General features: G+C 70.6%; 16 protein-coding genes and 1 pseudogene. 8 read left to right on the plus strand and 9 right to left on the minus strand.

Annotated features, from left to right (window positions below; all coding sequences use genetic code 11):
• Window positions 1-35: 35 nt before the first annotated feature.
• Both EBN03_RS17990 and EBN03_RS17995 read left to right on the plus strand, forming a co-directional pair.
• Window positions 36-1,145 carry an MFS transporter gene (locus EBN03_RS17990; protein ID WP_233608451.1) on the plus strand — a complete coding sequence of 370 codons (1,110 nt, stop codon included), beginning with the start codon at window positions 36-38 and terminating at the stop codon, window positions 1,143-1,145.
• Window positions 1,146-1,460: 315 nt separating this feature from the next.
• Window positions 1,461-1,832 (plus strand): TolB family protein, encoded by a 372-nt coding sequence (locus tag EBN03_RS17995; protein WP_122189216.1) that lies wholly within the window; start codon window positions 1,461-1,463, stop codon window positions 1,830-1,832.
• A gap of 108 nt (window positions 1,833-1,940) precedes the next feature.
• Here EBN03_RS17995 and EBN03_RS34220 read toward each other — a convergent pair whose 3' ends face one another.
• Window positions 1,941-2,213 carry a lipase family protein gene (locus EBN03_RS34220; RefSeq protein ID WP_158675671.1) on the minus strand — a complete coding sequence of 91 codons (273 nt, stop codon included), beginning with the start codon at window positions 2,211-2,213 and terminating at the stop codon, window positions 1,941-1,943.
• A 183-nt stretch (window positions 2,214-2,396) separates the two neighbouring features.
• Between EBN03_RS34220 and EBN03_RS34225 the strand changes: the two genes are divergently transcribed.
• Entirely contained in the window at window positions 2,397-2,666 is a 270-nt protein-coding gene (locus EBN03_RS34225; RefSeq protein ID WP_158675672.1) for a hypothetical protein, read from the plus strand.
• Window positions 2,667-2,684: 18 nt separating this feature from the next.
• Here the strand turns inward: EBN03_RS34225 and EBN03_RS18005 are convergent, their stop codons facing one another.
• Complete coding sequence (locus EBN03_RS18005; protein ID WP_122189218.1) at window positions 2,685-3,416, minus strand: dienelactone hydrolase family protein; 732 nt, start codon at window positions 3,414-3,416, stop codon at window positions 2,685-2,687.
• Window positions 3,417-3,502: 86 nt separating this feature from the next.
• Window positions 3,503-5,125: pseudogene (locus EBN03_RS18010) on the minus strand (AMP-binding protein); the annotation flags it as partial.
• A gap of 234 nt (window positions 5,126-5,359) precedes the next feature.
• On the opposite strand from EBN03_RS18010, the gene EBN03_RS18015 reads away from it, so the two are divergent.
• Window positions 5,360-5,995, plus strand: coding sequence for a hypothetical protein (locus EBN03_RS18015; RefSeq protein WP_147471626.1), 636 nt, complete (start codon window positions 5,360-5,362; stop codon window positions 5,993-5,995).
• A gap of 16 nt (window positions 5,996-6,011) precedes the next feature.
• Here EBN03_RS18015 and EBN03_RS18020 read toward each other — a convergent pair whose 3' ends face one another.
• The 5 genes from EBN03_RS18020 to EBN03_RS18040 all read right to left on the minus strand — a co-directional run bounded on the left by EBN03_RS18020 (window position 6,012) and on the right by EBN03_RS18040 (window position 11,380).
• A complete protein-coding gene (locus tag EBN03_RS18020) occupies window positions 6,012-6,443 on the minus strand; it encodes a hypothetical protein (protein WP_122189220.1) in 432 nt (143 codons plus the stop codon).
• A 163-nt stretch (window positions 6,444-6,606) separates the two neighbouring features.
• Window positions 6,607-7,152, minus strand: coding sequence for a DUF4142 domain-containing protein (locus tag EBN03_RS18025; protein ID WP_147471627.1), 546 nt, complete (start codon window positions 7,150-7,152; stop codon window positions 6,607-6,609).
• A 156-nt stretch (window positions 7,153-7,308) separates the two neighbouring features.
• Window positions 7,309-9,567 carry a heavy metal translocating P-type ATPase gene (locus tag EBN03_RS18030; RefSeq protein WP_122189222.1) on the minus strand — a complete coding sequence of 753 codons (2,259 nt, stop codon included), beginning with the start codon at window positions 9,565-9,567 and terminating at the stop codon, window positions 7,309-7,311.
• A 39-nt stretch (window positions 9,568-9,606) separates the two neighbouring features.
• Window positions 9,607-10,560 (minus strand): heavy-metal-associated domain-containing protein, encoded by a 954-nt coding sequence (locus tag EBN03_RS18035; protein WP_122189429.1) that lies wholly within the window; start codon window positions 10,558-10,560, stop codon window positions 9,607-9,609.
• Between the two features lie 202 nt (window positions 10,561-10,762).
• A complete protein-coding gene (locus EBN03_RS18040) occupies window positions 10,763-11,380 on the minus strand; it encodes a TetR/AcrR family transcriptional regulator (RefSeq protein ID WP_122189223.1) in 618 nt (205 codons plus the stop codon).
• Window positions 11,381-11,490: 110 nt separating this feature from the next.
• Between EBN03_RS18040 and EBN03_RS18045 the strand changes: the two genes are divergently transcribed.
• From EBN03_RS18045 to EBN03_RS18060, 4 genes are all read left to right on the plus strand, one after another.
• Window positions 11,491-11,898 (plus strand): VOC family protein, encoded by a 408-nt coding sequence (locus tag EBN03_RS18045; protein WP_122189224.1) that lies wholly within the window; start codon window positions 11,491-11,493, stop codon window positions 11,896-11,898.
• Window positions 11,899-11,954: 56 nt separating this feature from the next.
• Window positions 11,955-12,671, plus strand: coding sequence for an MBL fold metallo-hydrolase (locus EBN03_RS18050; protein WP_122189225.1), 717 nt, complete (start codon window positions 11,955-11,957; stop codon window positions 12,669-12,671).
• Window positions 12,672-12,774: 103 nt separating this feature from the next.
• Window positions 12,775-13,764: an ATP-binding cassette domain-containing protein gene (locus tag EBN03_RS18055; protein ID WP_122189226.1), complete on the plus strand. Its 990-nt coding sequence runs from the start codon at window positions 12,775-12,777 to the stop codon at window positions 13,762-13,764.
• A complete protein-coding gene (locus EBN03_RS18060) occupies window positions 13,761-14,600 on the plus strand; it encodes an ABC transporter permease (protein ID WP_122189227.1) in 840 nt (279 codons plus the stop codon). Before EBN03_RS18055 ends, EBN03_RS18060 begins: the two co-directional genes overlap by 4 nt.
• Window positions 14,601-14,620: 20 nt before the next feature.
• On the opposite strand, the gene EBN03_RS18065 is transcribed toward EBN03_RS18060, so the two are convergent.
• The gene (locus EBN03_RS18065; RefSeq protein ID WP_122189228.1) at window positions 14,621-15,067 is read right to left on the minus strand and encodes a YybH family protein; all 447 of its coding nucleotides are present in this window, start codon (window positions 15,065-15,067) and stop codon (window positions 14,621-14,623) included.
• Between the last annotated feature and the right edge of the window lie 40 nt (window positions 15,068-15,107).

The raw sequence follows: 15,107 nt of genomic DNA on the forward strand, positions 1-15,107 counted from the left end.
GTTCGTCGCCGGCCTGGGCTTACGGCCTGTCCGCGGTGGCGAAGCTCGGCATGCTCGCCGCCGGCAGCGCGATCGGCGCGATCGGGGCGGTGATCGCGATCGACCGCACCGGGAAGGGACTGCGTACCGCGCCGCGGGACGCGCTCATCACCCTGTCCACGCCGCCGCGCCTCTACGGGCGCGCGTTCGGTGTCCACCGCACGATGGACACGGTCGGCGCGTTCGCCGGCCCCCTGGTCGCCATCGCCGTCCTCGCCGCGACCGCCCGCAGCTACGACGCGGTGTTCGTGGCCAGTTTCTGTATCGCGGCGTTCGGTGTCCTGCTGCTGGTGCTGTTCGTCCGGGATCATCGCGACGAACAGCCCGCGCAGGGCGCGGTGTCGCCCGGTGCCCTCGACCGTCTGGTCCGCCTGGCCCCGGTGCGGCGGCTGGTCGCCGCCGCGTGCCTGGCCGGGACCGTGACCATCGGCGACGGCTTCGTCTACCTGCTGCTGCAGGAGCGGGAACGGACCGGTATCGGCTGGTTCCCGTTGCTGGCGGTCGGCACGAACCTGTCGTATCTGCTGCTGGCCACACCGCTGGGCCTGGTGGCCGACCGGGTCGGCCGTCGGCCGGTGGTGCTCGGCGGGTACCTCGCGCTCGTGCTGGTGTACGGGCTGCTGTTCGGGCCGTTCGGGGGCACCGGGCTGCTGGTGGCGGTGCTCGCCCTCTACGGGGTGTTCTACGCCGCGACCGACGGCGTCCTCATGGCGCTGGCCGGCACGGTTCTGCCGGTTCCCTTGCGCACCACCGGGTTCGCGCTGATCCAGACCGGTCAGGCGCTGTCGTATCTGGTCTCGTCGGTCGGGTTCGGGCTGGCCTGGACGCTGTGGGGACCGGTGATCGCGAGCCGCGGGGCCGCGGCGCTGACCCTGGCCGCCGTGGTCGTCCTGGGCCTGCTGTTGCGCGGCCGTTACCACCACCGGCACCGTGAGTCTGGCGCCCGGGCCGCGAATCCTGTTCCGCAGCACGGCTTCCGACAGCAAGGGTCGGCTGGCGACGGTCGACGCCGCCGATCCCGGCGGACCGCGTGCGGTGTCCGCGCTGGACTGCCTGCGGGTCTACGCCGCGGCCGGCACCGGTACCTGCCTGCGTCAGGACGGTGACCTGGCGACCTTCCAGATCGCTTTCCTGGACCGGGATCTCGCGGTCACCAAGACGATTCCCCTGGTCGGCGTGCCCAACCGGGCCCGGGTGTCGGCCGACGGCCGGCTCGCGGCCTGGACGGTGTTCGTGGCCGGGGACTCCTACAACAACGGCCGGTTCTCCACCCGCGCGGGGCTGATCGACCTGTCCACCATGGACATGATCGACTCCCTCGAGTTCCTCACGGTGACCGTGGACGGCCGTCCGTATACCGCACCGGACCTGAACTCTGGGGTGTCACCTTCGCCGCCGACGACAACACCTTCTACGCCACCATGTCCACCGCCGGACGGCGCTATCTGGTCCAGGGCGACATCGCCGCGAAAACCGTTCGCACCGTGGCCCGGAACGTCGAATGCCCGGCACTGTCGCCCGACGGGAAACGGATCGCGTTCAAATCCGCGGTCGACGACGACCCCGCCCGCGGCTGGCGCCTGTCCGTCCTGGACCTGGCCTCGGGCAACCGGATCCCGCTCGCCGAGACCCGCAGCGTCGACGACCAGGCCGCCTGGCTCACCGGCGACACCATCGGCTACGCCCTGCCCCGCGGCACCGGCGACGCGGACGTGTGGGCCGTGCCCGCCGACGGCTCGGGCGCACCGCGCCTGCTGGTCCCGCACGCGGAATCCCCGGCTGCGCTGGGCTGAACCGACTGGGCCGGAACAGGATTCGGCGACAGCTCCCGGCCCCGCACGGCTGTGGCCGCCACCGGTCAGGTGACGGCCACAGCTGTGTCGATATCGGTGGTGCCTGGGTCAGGGCGCGCAGTTGACCGGTGCGGGAATGCCCGCGAGCCGATCGGTGATCCACTGATTCGAGGCGACCAGTGCCGGGAAGAACGACAGGACATGGGTGCCGATCGGTCCGGAGATCAGCGGAATCTCACCGTTCGATTCCAGCTCGACCGCTGTCCCACGACCGCACCAACCACCCGCCACCGCCCGCACGGCCGCGAACGGCGCTCCCTCGTCGTGCTCGGCCGAGGCCAGGAAGACGGGCACCGACGGGGTGACATAGCCGTATTGCACGATTTCCGGCCGAGCCGTTCTCGCGCGCGGCGTGTCGGGAGAAACGGGCGCTGAAGGTTGCCTGAGGACCGGGCCGTGGGTCTTTCGTGCCGTACCGCCGCGGTGGTCGACTGAGAACTGCGGTAGCGCTGGACCTTTCGGCGCGGCCGCCGGTTCGATCTCGACTTCTCGAAAGGAATTGACATGAGTCCCAACCGCATTCGAGTGCGCCGGACAGTGCTGGGCGCAGCCCTGGCGCTGGCCGCGGCCGCCCCCGTGCTGGGCGCGACGACCGCGTCCGCGGCGCCGCTCGCCCGGCCGGTCGCCGCCGATGTCACGCCCGCGACGACATTCCACGCCGCCGATTACGACGACTGGTTCTACTGGCACTGCCGGGTCGGCGGGCAGTGGTGGCGGCCGCGCTGCCATCCGGAGTGGGGCGGCAGCGTCTTCGTCCTGCCCGACAGCGCGTAGCCGGCCGCGCCGAGAAGGTCAGCGCTCGCCCGAATAGCCGACCGGGACCGGAACCCGCAGCCCGTCGGGTGTGCCGAAGGCCTCGGCGATCAGCGGGTCGAACGACGCGTCGTTCAGTACGTCCAGCACGAATTTCGCAGTCAACGACCAGAAGTCGCCGGCGCGGGGCAGCAGCAGATGTCCGGCGCCGGCCACTTCGAAGCGGCACACCCGGTGTCCCGCCGCGCGCGCCCGCAGCGCGTAGTCCAGCGATTTACCCGCGCCGGCGCTGCTGTGGTCCCGGTCGCCGTGCACGATCAACAGCCGACGGCCGGCCAACTGCTCGACCGGCACCTCGGCGGGGATCCAGGGCGCCACCCCGGCGACGCCGGTGACGTTCGGATGCCCGGCCGCCTCGACCGCGGCCCGCCCGCCCAGCGAGTTGCCGACCAGGCACACCGGCACCGGTCCGTACCGCCGGGCCAGCTCGTCCAGCGCCCACCGGGTGTCGGCCAGGGTGTCGGCCGCCGCGCCGTTCCAGCCGCGAAAGCGATAGTGCAGCAGGTGCACCGCGATCCCGGCGGAGCCGGTCGACTCGACCAGGCGGCGGCGGAGGTCGCCGAGCGCCCACGCGGCGATCCGCGACGGTCCGCGGTGGCCGCGCACCGAACCGCCCGGCAGCAGCAGCGCGACGGCGCGAACCGGCTCCGTCTCCGGCCGGTCGCTCAGGCGAGCGTGCCGGTCGGCGCGGCGGGAATACATCTGCTTCATCCGGCCCGATCCTAGGCCGACACCGCGGGGCCGGCCGGAGCGCTGTCGCCGCAGCTGGGAAGCGCAGGCATCGGTTGCCCCAGGGTGAGCAGGTGCGCGCGGCCGTGGCTCGCGAATTCGCTTGCCAGTGTTCGTTTGCCGGCTGCGGTCAGGGGCACGTAGCGGACCGGAGCCCGCCCCGCCCACTCGTAGACGAGTTCGGCGGTGTCCCAGCGTTGTTGTTGCAGCGCACGTTTGACGATCTTGTTCGATGCGGTGGCGGGCAGGCGCGCCGAAACCCGCAGCAGCCGGGGAATCCCCTTGCTGCCCAGATCGTCCTGCGTGCTCAGGTAGCCGGCCAGGGCGGCGACGTCGAACCGATCGGGGTCGGCGACTTCGACCGCCGCCATCAGCCGATCACCCGAGCGGGGATCGGGCACTCCGTAGGCGGCGGCAGCGAGGACGCCCGGGAATCGGCGCAGCACCCGTTCGGTGACCAGCGTGGAGGTGTTCTCGCCGTCGACCCGTACCCAATCACCGTGCCGCCCGGCGAAATACAGGAACCCGTCGGTATCGAGATAGCCGAGGTCACCGGACCAGTACCAGCCGTTGCGCAGACGCTGCGCGTCGGCGTCGTCGTTGTGGTAGTAGCCCTCGAAACTCGGGGATCCGGTCGTATCGACGATCTCACCCACCGCCTCCTCGGCATTGGTGACGTGCCCGTGGGCGTCGAGCACCGCGGCCGGGCAGCGCTGCAGGGTCTCCGCGTCGATCACCGCCACCCCGTCGTGCGCCGGGCGGCCCAGCGCGCCTGGCGGGGCCGCGGGGTCAGGCCGCACGACCGCGCCGCCCTCGCTCGAACCGTAGCCCTCGGCCAGGACCGCACCGAAGCGGCGCTGGAACCGGGCCCGGTCCTCCGGTGACGCCTCGGTGCCGAACCCGCGGGTGAGCCGATTGTCGGCGTCGGCGGGATCCGGCGGCGTCGCCAGGATGTAGGCGACCGCCTTGCCGACATAGGTGAAGTAGGTGGCCCCGAAGTAGCGGATGTCGGAAACGAACTGGGAGGCAGAGAATTTCGGCGTCAGGCACACGGTCGCGCCGACGGCCAGCGCGGGCGCCCACAACGCCATCAACGCGTTGCCGTGGAACAGCGGCATACAGCAGTAGTCGACGTCCGCGCGCTCGTGCCCGAACTTGCCGACCGCGGTGTAGGCGATCCGGCTGAGCCGCCCCTGCGTGCACCGCACGGCTTTCGACGCGCCGGTCGTTCCGGACGTGAACAGCAGCAGCATCAGGGCGTCGGCGAGCGGGACCGGCTCGGGCAGCGCGGCAGAGCAGGACGCGAGCAGCTCGCGGTACCGCGCGGAGTCGATCTCGAGGATTTGGTCGTCGTCCACCCCGAGGTCCAGGCGCCGCAGCCGGGCTGCGCCCGCGGCGTCGGTGACGATCATTCGGCAATCGGTATGGCGAACCTCGCCGGCGAGGGTGTCGTCGTCGCGGGTGGGGTTGATGCCGACGAGCGTCGCGCCGCCCAGCGCGGCACCACCGAGCCAGAACACGAATTCGGGCACATTGCTCAACAGCACCCCGATGTGCGGTGGACCGGGCCGGAGCAGCCGGGCCGCCAGCGCGGCGCGCCGGGCGGATTCCTCGACCACCTGAGCCCAGGTCCAGTCCTGATCACGGGTGCGCAGCCCGGGGTGGGCGTCCCCGGCCCGGGCCCGCAGCATCGAGGCGATGTCGGGCGCGTTCACCTCGGCTCCCGCTGCGGCTGATCGGTCATGTGCTGTCCTCGGGTCGACGCGAATCCGGCCGCGGATCGGGGAAACCCGCGCGCGGCCGGACGGATTCGATTAGAACAAGTTCTAGCACCCCCGCGGGCGTCGCGCGGGCCCCTACTACCATCGGCGACGGTGTTCCTGCTGAAGCAGTGGCAGCAGAATTGTTGGATGGAAGGACCCCCGATGACCACCGAAGGCACCCCGCAGGCGGAGACCCCGCCGGTGCAGATGACCCGAGCCGACCAGATGCGGGCGGTGGTGACGCTGATCAAATCGGGTGGCCTCAAACCGCTGGCCGGCTATGTGTACGGCCAGCAGAAGGCGGCCGCGAAGCAGGCCGCGTACACCTACCTCGGCAAGGGCGTCGTGGCCGGGACCGCCGCGCTGCACCGCGCACTCCTGCCGGCGGTGACCGCGCCCGCTGCCGGGCCGTTCCGCGACCGGCTGATCGAGCTGCTCGACCGGCAGGCGGCGGTCATCAGCACGGCCCCGGTACGCAAGGTGGCGCTGACCTGGCTCGCGGCCGGCGCCCCAGCCGAGACCAGCGCGGAGTTGAGCAAGGCCGACATGTTCCGGATGGGACTGCACTGGCACTACCGGCAGCCGTTCGAGGAACTGTTCGCCACCGACGAGGGCCGCACGGCACTCGGCGCGGACACCGTGCCCGCCGCGGTCGCGCAGCTGGTCGGACCGATCGCGTACGGCCGGCTGATCGGCGCCACCCGCACCACGCACAGCGACCACGTCCGCATCGTCGACGAGTTCCTCGCCGCCCACCGGCAGTCCGAGCCCGCAGCCGAACCCGCCGTGGAGTCCTGACCCCGGGAATCCGCGATCAGGTGTGGCCGGCTCGCCGCCCGCCCCACAGGTGCCATCCGTGCTCGGCGCGGGCGGGCCGGACCGCGGCGGGCGCGGGTGCCCGGTCGTCGACGGCCGCGCGTGGCCGGTCGTCGACAGCCGCGACATCGCCGCGGGCGTGGCGGGCCGCGTCGGCGTCACGTCGTGCCAGGTCGCGTTCGGCGCGCACCGCCTGGGCGCGGCGGGTGCTGTGACGCACCCCGGCCAGTAGCAGCGCGAGTCCCGCTACGCCGACCGCGCCGACGACGATGCCGGACACGTAGACGGCCGCGGTGGACCCGGTCACGTGGTAGCCGAGCACGGTGAAGTCGTTGAGCAGCGGGTGCGCGGACCCGTCGTTGTTCAGGATTCCCACCACCCCGACGATCACGGCCGCGACCACGAGGATCAGTCCCAAGATCACAATCATCACAACTCCCAATCGATTGCGGGCGGTTGCGCGGCCGAACCCGCCAGGCCGTCCGGGCGGTAGCGGTGCGATCCACCGGGGAACGCGCCGCGCAACCTGTTCGCGACCTACCCGCGCAACCGTCGGCCAAACTCGCGCCTTCGGCTCGCGAGTACGGCGCAGGTCATGCCGAGCAGTTCGGCGCGGCGGCTTCGACCATCTCGATGTGGTGCCGGATCACCGGTTCCAGCTTGGCGGCCAGGGCGACGACCGCCTGATCGGTGCCGGTCGCGATTTCCCGCTGGGTAGCGGCGAGTGCGTCGGTGTGGAAGCCCAGTTCCATGGTGATCCAGGCATGATCGAAGTCGGTTCCGGTCTTCGTCCCGGTCGCCAGCTCCTGGTCGATCTGGCTCTGGCCGGGTGCGGCCGGCAACACCAGCACCTTGCTCGCGGCCACGGTGGTGGTGTCCCGTTCGGCGGCGGAATGGTCGTCGAACAGCTCGGGCGACATGGCTGGAATGTCCGGGCAGACACCCTGATGGGTCGCCTCCCCGCGCGTGGCGGCCACCAGTTCGGCGAGGTTGCCCTGATCCAGCGCGACGAGATAGTCCTGGTCGGGTGAGCCCGCCGCCGGGGATGCGGCCGCCGGGCCGGCGATCACCGTCCCCAGCGCTACCGCCGCCAGCATCGAACACGCGAGCCCAGGTGATCCGCGGTGGGATTCGTTCACGATTCCTCCCGGAGAATTCTCGTAGGGATCCCGTGACCGTCGAAGCCGGCCACGATTCCGCACTACCCGGTCGGCGGCGAGCTATGCGCCGGAGACGCCGAGAGAAGCGGCCATCTCGACCGCTTCTCTCGGCGGTGGTTCACCGCTGCGACCGCTTCACTGCGCGGTGACGCTGCGGAACTTGCGCAGGCGCAGGCTGTTTCCGACCACGAAGACACTGGAGAATGCCATCGCGGCACCCGCGAGCATCGGGTTCAGCATGCCCAGCGCCGCGACCGGAACGGCTCCCACGTTGTAGGCGAAGGCCCAGAACAGGTTTCCCTTGATCGTGCCGAGGGTCTTGCGGGACAGGCGGATCGCGTCGACCGCCGCCCGCAGGTCGCCGCGGACCAGCGTGATGTCGGCGGCCTCGATCGCGACGTCGGTCCCGGTACCCATCGCGAGACCGAGGTCGGCGCGGGCCAGCGCGGGAGCGTCGTTGACGCCGTCGCCGATCATGGCGACCACCTTGCCTTCCCGCTGCAGCCGGGCGACGACGTCGACCTTCTCCGTGGGAAGCACCTCGGCGACGACCTGGTCGATCCCGACCTCCGCCGCGATCCGGCGCGCGACCGCCGCGTTGTCACCGGTGAGCAGAACCGGTGTCAGCCCGAGCGCCTTCAATCCCGAAATCGCTTCGGCGCTGGTCGGTTTCACGGTGTCGGCGACCACGAGAATGCCGCGCGCCACACCGTCCCAGCCGACCGCGACGACGGTCTTGCCCTCACCCTCGGCCCGGGCCTTCGCGGCGGCGACCGCGGGCGACAGGTGCTGCGACCAGTCGGCGAGCAGCGCTTCCCGGCCCACGACGACCGCATGCCCGTCGACGATCCCCTGCACGCCACGGCCTTCGATGTTCTCGAAACCCTCGGGCACCGCGAGCGCACCGACCTCCTGGGTCGCGCCCTGGGCGACGGCCTGCGCGATCGGGTGCTCGGAGGCGTCCTCGAGCGCGCCCGCCAGGCGCAGGATCTCCGCCCGGTCGGTGCCCGGCTCGGCGACGACATCGACCAGTGTCATCTTGCCGGTGGTGACGGTTCCGGTCTTGTCGAGAACCACGGTGTCGACCGTGCGGGTCGACTCCAGCACCTCGGGACCCTTGATCAGAATGCCTAGCTGCGCGCCGCGCCCGGTACCGACCAGCAAGGCCGTCGGAGTCGCGAGTCCCAGGGCGCACGGGCAGGCGATGACCAGCACGGCGACCGCCGCGGTGAACGCCGCCGACACCGGGAATCCGGCACCGAGCCAGGCACCCAGCACCCCGGCCGCGACGGCGATCACGATCGGCACGAAGACTCCGGAGATCGTGTCCGCCAGCCGCTGCACCTCGGCTTTGCCGGTCTGTGCGTCCTCGACCAGCTTCGCCATCTGCGCGAGCTGGGTGTCGGCTCCGATTCTGGTGGCGCGCACGACGAGCCGGCCGCCCGCGTTCACGGTGGCGCCGGTGACCGCGTCGCCCACGCCGACCTCGACCGGAACCGATTCACCGGTCAGCATCGAGGCGTCGACCGCGGAGGTTCCCGCGACCACGACACCGTCGGTGGCGATCTTCTCCCCCGGCCGCACCACGAATTCGTCGCCGGCCCGCAGCTCGTCGATGCCGATCTTCACCTCGGCACCGTCGCGAAGCACCGCAACGTCTTTCGCACCGAGTTCCAGCAGCGCGCGCAGCGCGGCGCCGGCCTGCCGCTTCGACTTCTTCTCGAAGTAGCGGCCGGCGAGGATGAACATCGTGACGCCGGAAGCGGCTTCGAGGTAGATGTTCGCCGCGCCGTCGGACGGGGCGAGCGTGAATTCGAACGGGTGCTTCATGCCCGGCCGGCCCGCGGTCCCCAGGAACAGCGCGTACAGCGACCAGAGGAACGCCGCGCCGGTGCCCATCGAGATGAGCGTGTCCATGGTCGCGGTGCCGTGCTTCAGATTGGTCCACGCCGCCCGGTGGAAAGGCCATGCCGCCCACACGATTACGGGTGCCGCGAGGGTCAGCGAGGCCCACTGCCAGTTGGTGAACTGGAAGGCCGGGACCATGGCCGTCGCGATCACCGGGACGGTGAGCGCGACGGCGCCGATCAGCCGCTGCCGCAACGAGGTGAGTTCGGAGTCCGGCTCGTCGCCGGACGGGCCGGCGGCGGCCGGCGGACCCGCAGGCTTCGGCACGGCGGCGGTGTAGCCGGTCTTCTCGACCTCGGCGATCAGCAGCGCGGGGTCGTAACCGTCGGGAACGGTGACCTTCGCCTTCTCGGTGGCGTAGTTGACGGTCGCCTCGACGCCGTCGAGCTTGTTCAGCTTCCGCTCGATGCGGTTCGCGCAGGAGGCGCAGGTCATCCCGCCGATCTCCAATTCGATCCCGATGGTGGCCGGTGCCGGTGCGCTCATCGTCGTTCCCTCTCTCTCGGTTCGGGGCCTCGTCGCGGGTCAGTGCGCGTGGGCCGGCGCCGGGGCAGGCTCCCCGGGTGCGTGGCTGGTGCCGGGTGCGTGGGTGGTGCCGGGTGCCGCGTCGAGGACGAAGGTCGCGGTGTGCACGACACCGTCGACCTGGAAGTCCAGGTACAGCAGGTACTTTCCGGCCGTGGGCACCTCGGTCGCGAACGAGATGCGGGGGCCGCCGGTCGCGCCGGCGCCGGGCTCGGCACCGTCGGGGTGCACGTGCAGGAACGCGAGGTCGCCCTGCCGCAACGCGACCAGGTGCCCGAACGCGCCCAGGTACGGCTGCAGGGTCGTGACCGGCCGGCCGTCCCGCTCGACGCTGAACGTCAGCTCGCTCGCGGTGCCCGCGGCAACCTCGCCACGCAGCGTCACCGTATATCCGTCGATCGTCGAGACGCGGGTGGGTTCGGGGACGACCGGCCGGTAGTCACCGGCCACCTCGACCGTGCGGCTGAGGGTGACCCCCCTGCCCTGTCCCGGGGTGAAGTCGGCGTAGACCCGGTAGGTTCCGGCCTGGTTCCACGTCCACGGCAACGACCAGGTGCCGGTCCGCGGATCCAGCGCGGGGTGCACGTGCCGGAAGTTGCTGCCGTCGGACCGGACGACGATCAGGTGCATGTCCCGGTCGTGCGTGGTGGTGAAGCTGGTGAGTGGCGCGCCGGACGTGTCCTCGATCCGGTAGGCCAGCGTGCCCGGCGTTCCGGTCGCGGTGGGCGCCTGCACCGGTGTCAGGACGAGGCCGTCGGCGCTGGACGAGACGCCCTGGACGGTGTCCGTCGCCGCTCCCGTGTCGTGGTTCTCGTGTCCTTGCATCTGACTGCTCCTGTCTGTCCATGCGGTGACGACGTCGGCCGGGACGACGGCTTTCGCGACGCCGAAGGCCCCGCCGAACGCCACGGCCAGTCCGACGCCGTAGAGGGCGAGCCGGGTTCCGGCGTTCATCGGGTTCATCGCATTTCCTCTCGTCGAGTACCCCTGGGGGGTATATAAGGAACATATACCCCCCACTGGTATCTAGCAACCCGAGCCGCTACAGCACAGGCGCCACATGGCGGGTCACGACGAGTCGGCGATCCGATGCAGACCGCCCGTCAACCATCGACCGAGCTCTGTATTCGATTGCAGCGCAGGAAAATTCGCCGAATCAGCGGCGAGCGAAGTCGCCGAGGCTGGCGTCCAGGCGATCGAAGACCTCGGTGGCGGCCCGGCCCAGATGGCCGGCGAGTTCGTCGGCACCGATCCCGTCCCGGCTGCGAAGGAGTGCTTCACCGAACAGCAGGCGGTAGGTTCCGACGATCCACGCCGCGGCGGCGCGAGCCGCGAAGGCGTCGCCACCCTCCGCGATGAGCACCTCCGCCAGCCGATCCTCCTGCTCCTGCTGCAACTCGCGCACCCGGCCCAGCAGGACCGGGCTGCCGAGCAGGAGGCGGGCGAACCCCGGCCGGGCGATGCCGAGCGAGTACGAGCGTTGCGCCAGTGCCTCGAAGTAGAACCGGCGCAGCGCTGCCAGGGCGGACTCACCGGGCGGCCGCGTGGCGACCGCGCCGGCCAAAGCCGCCGTGAACTCCTCGTGGGTGTCCAGCACCAGATCTTCCTTGCGCGGAAAGTAGTTGGTGACAGTCATTTTCGATACTCCGGCGGCGGCCGCGATTTCGGCGATGGTCACCCGGTCGAAGCCGCGCTGGATGAACAACCGAGTTGCCGTGTCCGAGATGGCCTGCCGGGTCTCCCGCTTCTTGCGGTCGCGAAGTCCTGCGCTCATGGCCCCAGCGTAGCAAGAATTTATGTCGGACCAAAGATTTGCCTTGACATGTTGTTAGGTTCGTCCTAAATTTATGTCGAACCTAGTCGTACGCGAGAAAGTGATCCATCATGAGCCACCCCAAGGGATTCGCCAACGTCGTCTACCCCGCCACCGACCTCGCCGCGAGCATCGCCGCCTTCACCGCCGTACTCGGCACGGGCCCGACGTTCCAAGGCCCGGACTTCGCCATGTTCGACGGCGGCATCTCCGTGTCGACCAAGCCGTGGGTGAACCACCCGCTGGTCTTCTGGACCGTCGACGACATCGCCGACACGCACGCGACCCTGGTCGCCGCCGGCGCGACCGCGCTGGGTGAGATCGCCGACGGATCCCTGGCCGAGATCGGCACCGCCGAGATCACCCACGGCGACCCGGCCACCGGCATCGTCGACATGCCCGGCAGCCGCCTCGCCGTTCTGCGCGCCGCCGACGGCAACCTCATCGCCCTGAACCAGCCGGTCGCCATGAGCTGGTGAGCAATTCGGCCGCCGCCGGTACCGGTCACCGGCGGCAGGCGGGCTAGCATCGCCGGGTGGGACCGGACTGGGCGTCGGCGGGGTGGGAAGAGCTGACTCCGCGCGTCGGCCGGGTCCGGCTGCCGGGCTGGGACTGCACCACCGGCCTGGTCGTCGGGTCCCGGGCTGCTCTGCTGATCGATACGGGATCCTCGCTGCGCGAAGGTGCGCGGCTGCGCGCGGACGCGCGGGCACTCGGCGCGAACGTGGCGCATATCGCGCTCACCCATCCGCATTTCGACCACGTCTTCGGCACCGCCGCGTTCCCGGCGGCCACCGTGTACGGGGCGGCGGGGGTCGAGCAGGTGTTCGCGACCGGAGCCGACGAGCTGCGGGCTGACGCGGTGCGGTACGGACTGGACCCCGACGACGCGGCCGAGGCAGCCGAAACACTGGTCACCCCAACGGAATCGGTGCTCGGATCGCGGACCGTCGACCTGGGCGGGATCGCGGTCCGGCTGACGAACGTGGGCCCTGGGCACACCGCCCAGTCGCTGGCGGTGCTCGTGCCGGGCACTCCCGCGATCGTCTTCTGCGGTGATCTCGTCGAGGAGTCAGACGAACCGCAGGCGGGCCCGGACGCGGTGCCGCGGCAGTGGCCCGCCGCGCTGGATCGCCTCCTGGAACTCGGTGGCGCGCACGCGCGTTACGTCCCGGGGCACGGTGCCGTGGTCGACGCGGCATTCGTCCGCGCGCAACGAACCACACTGGCGACCCGATTCGGCGTGCCGTAGCGCCGCGGGACCCTAGGTTGTCGTACCCCACCGCAATACTGGTTGTCGTCCCACCGGGTTGCCGCCCTGGCGGCCGGCCCGAAGCACAACCGAGGGGAGAATCATGCCCGACGCAATCGTCGCCGAGGGTCTGGTCAAACGGTACGGCCGGCTGGTGGCGCTCGACGGACTCGACCTCACGGTTCCCGAGGGCACGGTCACGGCGCTGCTCGGGCCCAACGGCGCCGGCAAGACGACCACCGTACGGGTGTTGACCACACTGCTGATTCCCGATGCGGGCCACGCGACCGTCGCCGGGATCGACGTGCTGCGCGATCCGCAGGCGCTGCGCTCGCGAATCGGCACCTCCGGCCAGTATGCGGCGGTCGACGAGTACCTGACCGGGTTCGAGAATCTCGAGATGGTCGGCCGGCTCTACCACCTGGGCGTGCAGCGCAGTAAGGAGCGAGCCCGCGAACTGCTGGACCGGTTCCGGCTCACCGACGCGGGCAACCGGCCGGTCCGGGGCTACTCCGGGGGTATGCGGCGGCGACTCGACCTGGCCGGTGCGCTGGTGGCGAATCCGCCGGTGCTGTTCCTCGACGAACCGACCACCGGACTGGATCCCCGCGCCCGGCTCGACCTGTGGGATGTGCTCGAGGAACTGGTCGCCGGCGGCACCACGCTGCTGCTGACCACCCAGTACATGGAGGAGGCCGACCGGCTCGCCGACGCCATCGCGGTGATCGATCACGGCAAGGTGATCGCCCGCGGCACCGCCGACGAGCTCAAGACGCTGGTCGGCGGCGACCGGATCGAGCTCACCGTCGACCACCCCGACAGCCTGCCGGTCGCCCGGGACGCGCTGCAGAGCCTGGCCGACGGCGAGATCCACTTCGAGCCCGGGCTGCACCGGATCGTCGTGCCCGTCGCGGACGGCTCGCAGGCGCTGGTGGCGGCCATCGGGCGGCTGGGCGAGCACGCGGTGAAGATCCAGGACGTCGCCCTGCGCCGCCCCTCGCTCGACGACGTGTTCCTGACGCTCACCGGACACGAGGCGCAGGAACCGGGCGACGGCGACCGGACCGACGAGACGGAAGGACAGCACCGATGACCACTGCGGCAGCGAAACCCGGACTCGGGCAACGACTCTCGATCGTCGTGAGCGACAGCCTCACGATCGCCAAACGCAATGTCATCAAGATCAAGCGGGTGCCCGACGTCCTGATCTTCTCGACGCTGTCACCGATCATGTTCGTGCTGCTGTTCGCCTATATCTTCGGCGCGGCGATCAAGGTGCCCGGCGTGGGCGGCGGCTATCGCGAATTCCTCATCGCCGGCATCTTCGCCCAAACCGTCGTGTTCGGTGCCACCTTCACCGGCGCCGGGCTCGCGGAGGACATGCAGAAGGGCATCATCGACCGCTTCCGGTCGTTGCCGATGGCGCCGTCGGCGGTGCTGGTCGGGCGCACGATCAGCGATGTGGTGATCAATGTGGTGAGCCTGATCGTGATGTCGCTGACCGGCCTGGTCGTCGGCTGGCGGATCCGGGGTTCGTTCCTGGACGCGGTGTTGGCCTACGTCCTGCTGCTGCTGTTCGCCTACGCGGTGTCGTGGATCATGGCGGTGGTCGGGCTGCTGGTCCGCGCGCCGGAGGTGTTCAACAACGCCAGCTTCATGGTGATCTTCCCGCTCACCTTCCTGGCCAACACCTTCGTGCCGATGCAGGAATTGCCCGCGGTGCTGAGGGTTTTCGCCGAATGGAACCCGGTGTCGGCGGTCACCGAGGCCACCCGGCAGCTGTTCGGCAACACCAGCCCCCTGGCACCGCCGCCGGACGCGTGGTCGATGCGGCATCCGGTGATCACCACCCTCGCCTGGGTGGTGGTGATCCTGGCGGTGTTCGTGCCGCTGGCCCTGCGCCAGTACCGCAAGGCCGTCAGCCGCTGACGGTTCGGGCATGACCGCGCTCAAGGCTGGAGATCGACCACACCTCGGCCGGACCGCACATCCAGCGGCACCGAGACCTGGTCGTGGGCGATCAGCCAGGTGCCGTGGATCTTGCGCATGCCGTAGGTCACCCGGACCCACATGCCCGCGGCCGGCGCCCCGTTCTTCAGGGTGCCGGTCAGGCGCGCGAAGGCGTGCGCGAACGCGACCTCACCACCGGCGGCGACGGTGAAGTCGCGGACCTCGTAGTCGACGGTCTCGAAGATCTCGAACACGCGAGCCCAGTTCGCGAGTTTGGCGGCGACACCGACGTGCTGCAGCGGCGGCTCGACGTCGAACGAGACCACATCGGCGGTGTAGAGCCGCCGCAGGGCTTCGGGGTCCTTGGCCCGGAGTCCGGCGATCACCTGGTCGATCCGGTCGCGGATGGCGGCGGCATCGGTCTGGAAGTCGTTGGCTGCGTTCATGATCGGCTCCTCGGGAACTGACGCGAGTGGGTTCCGGCAC

This window comes from Nocardia stercoris, assembly GCF_003696265.1.
Taxonomy (GTDB): Bacteria; Actinomycetota; Actinomycetes; order Mycobacteriales; family Mycobacteriaceae; genus Nocardia; species Nocardia stercoris.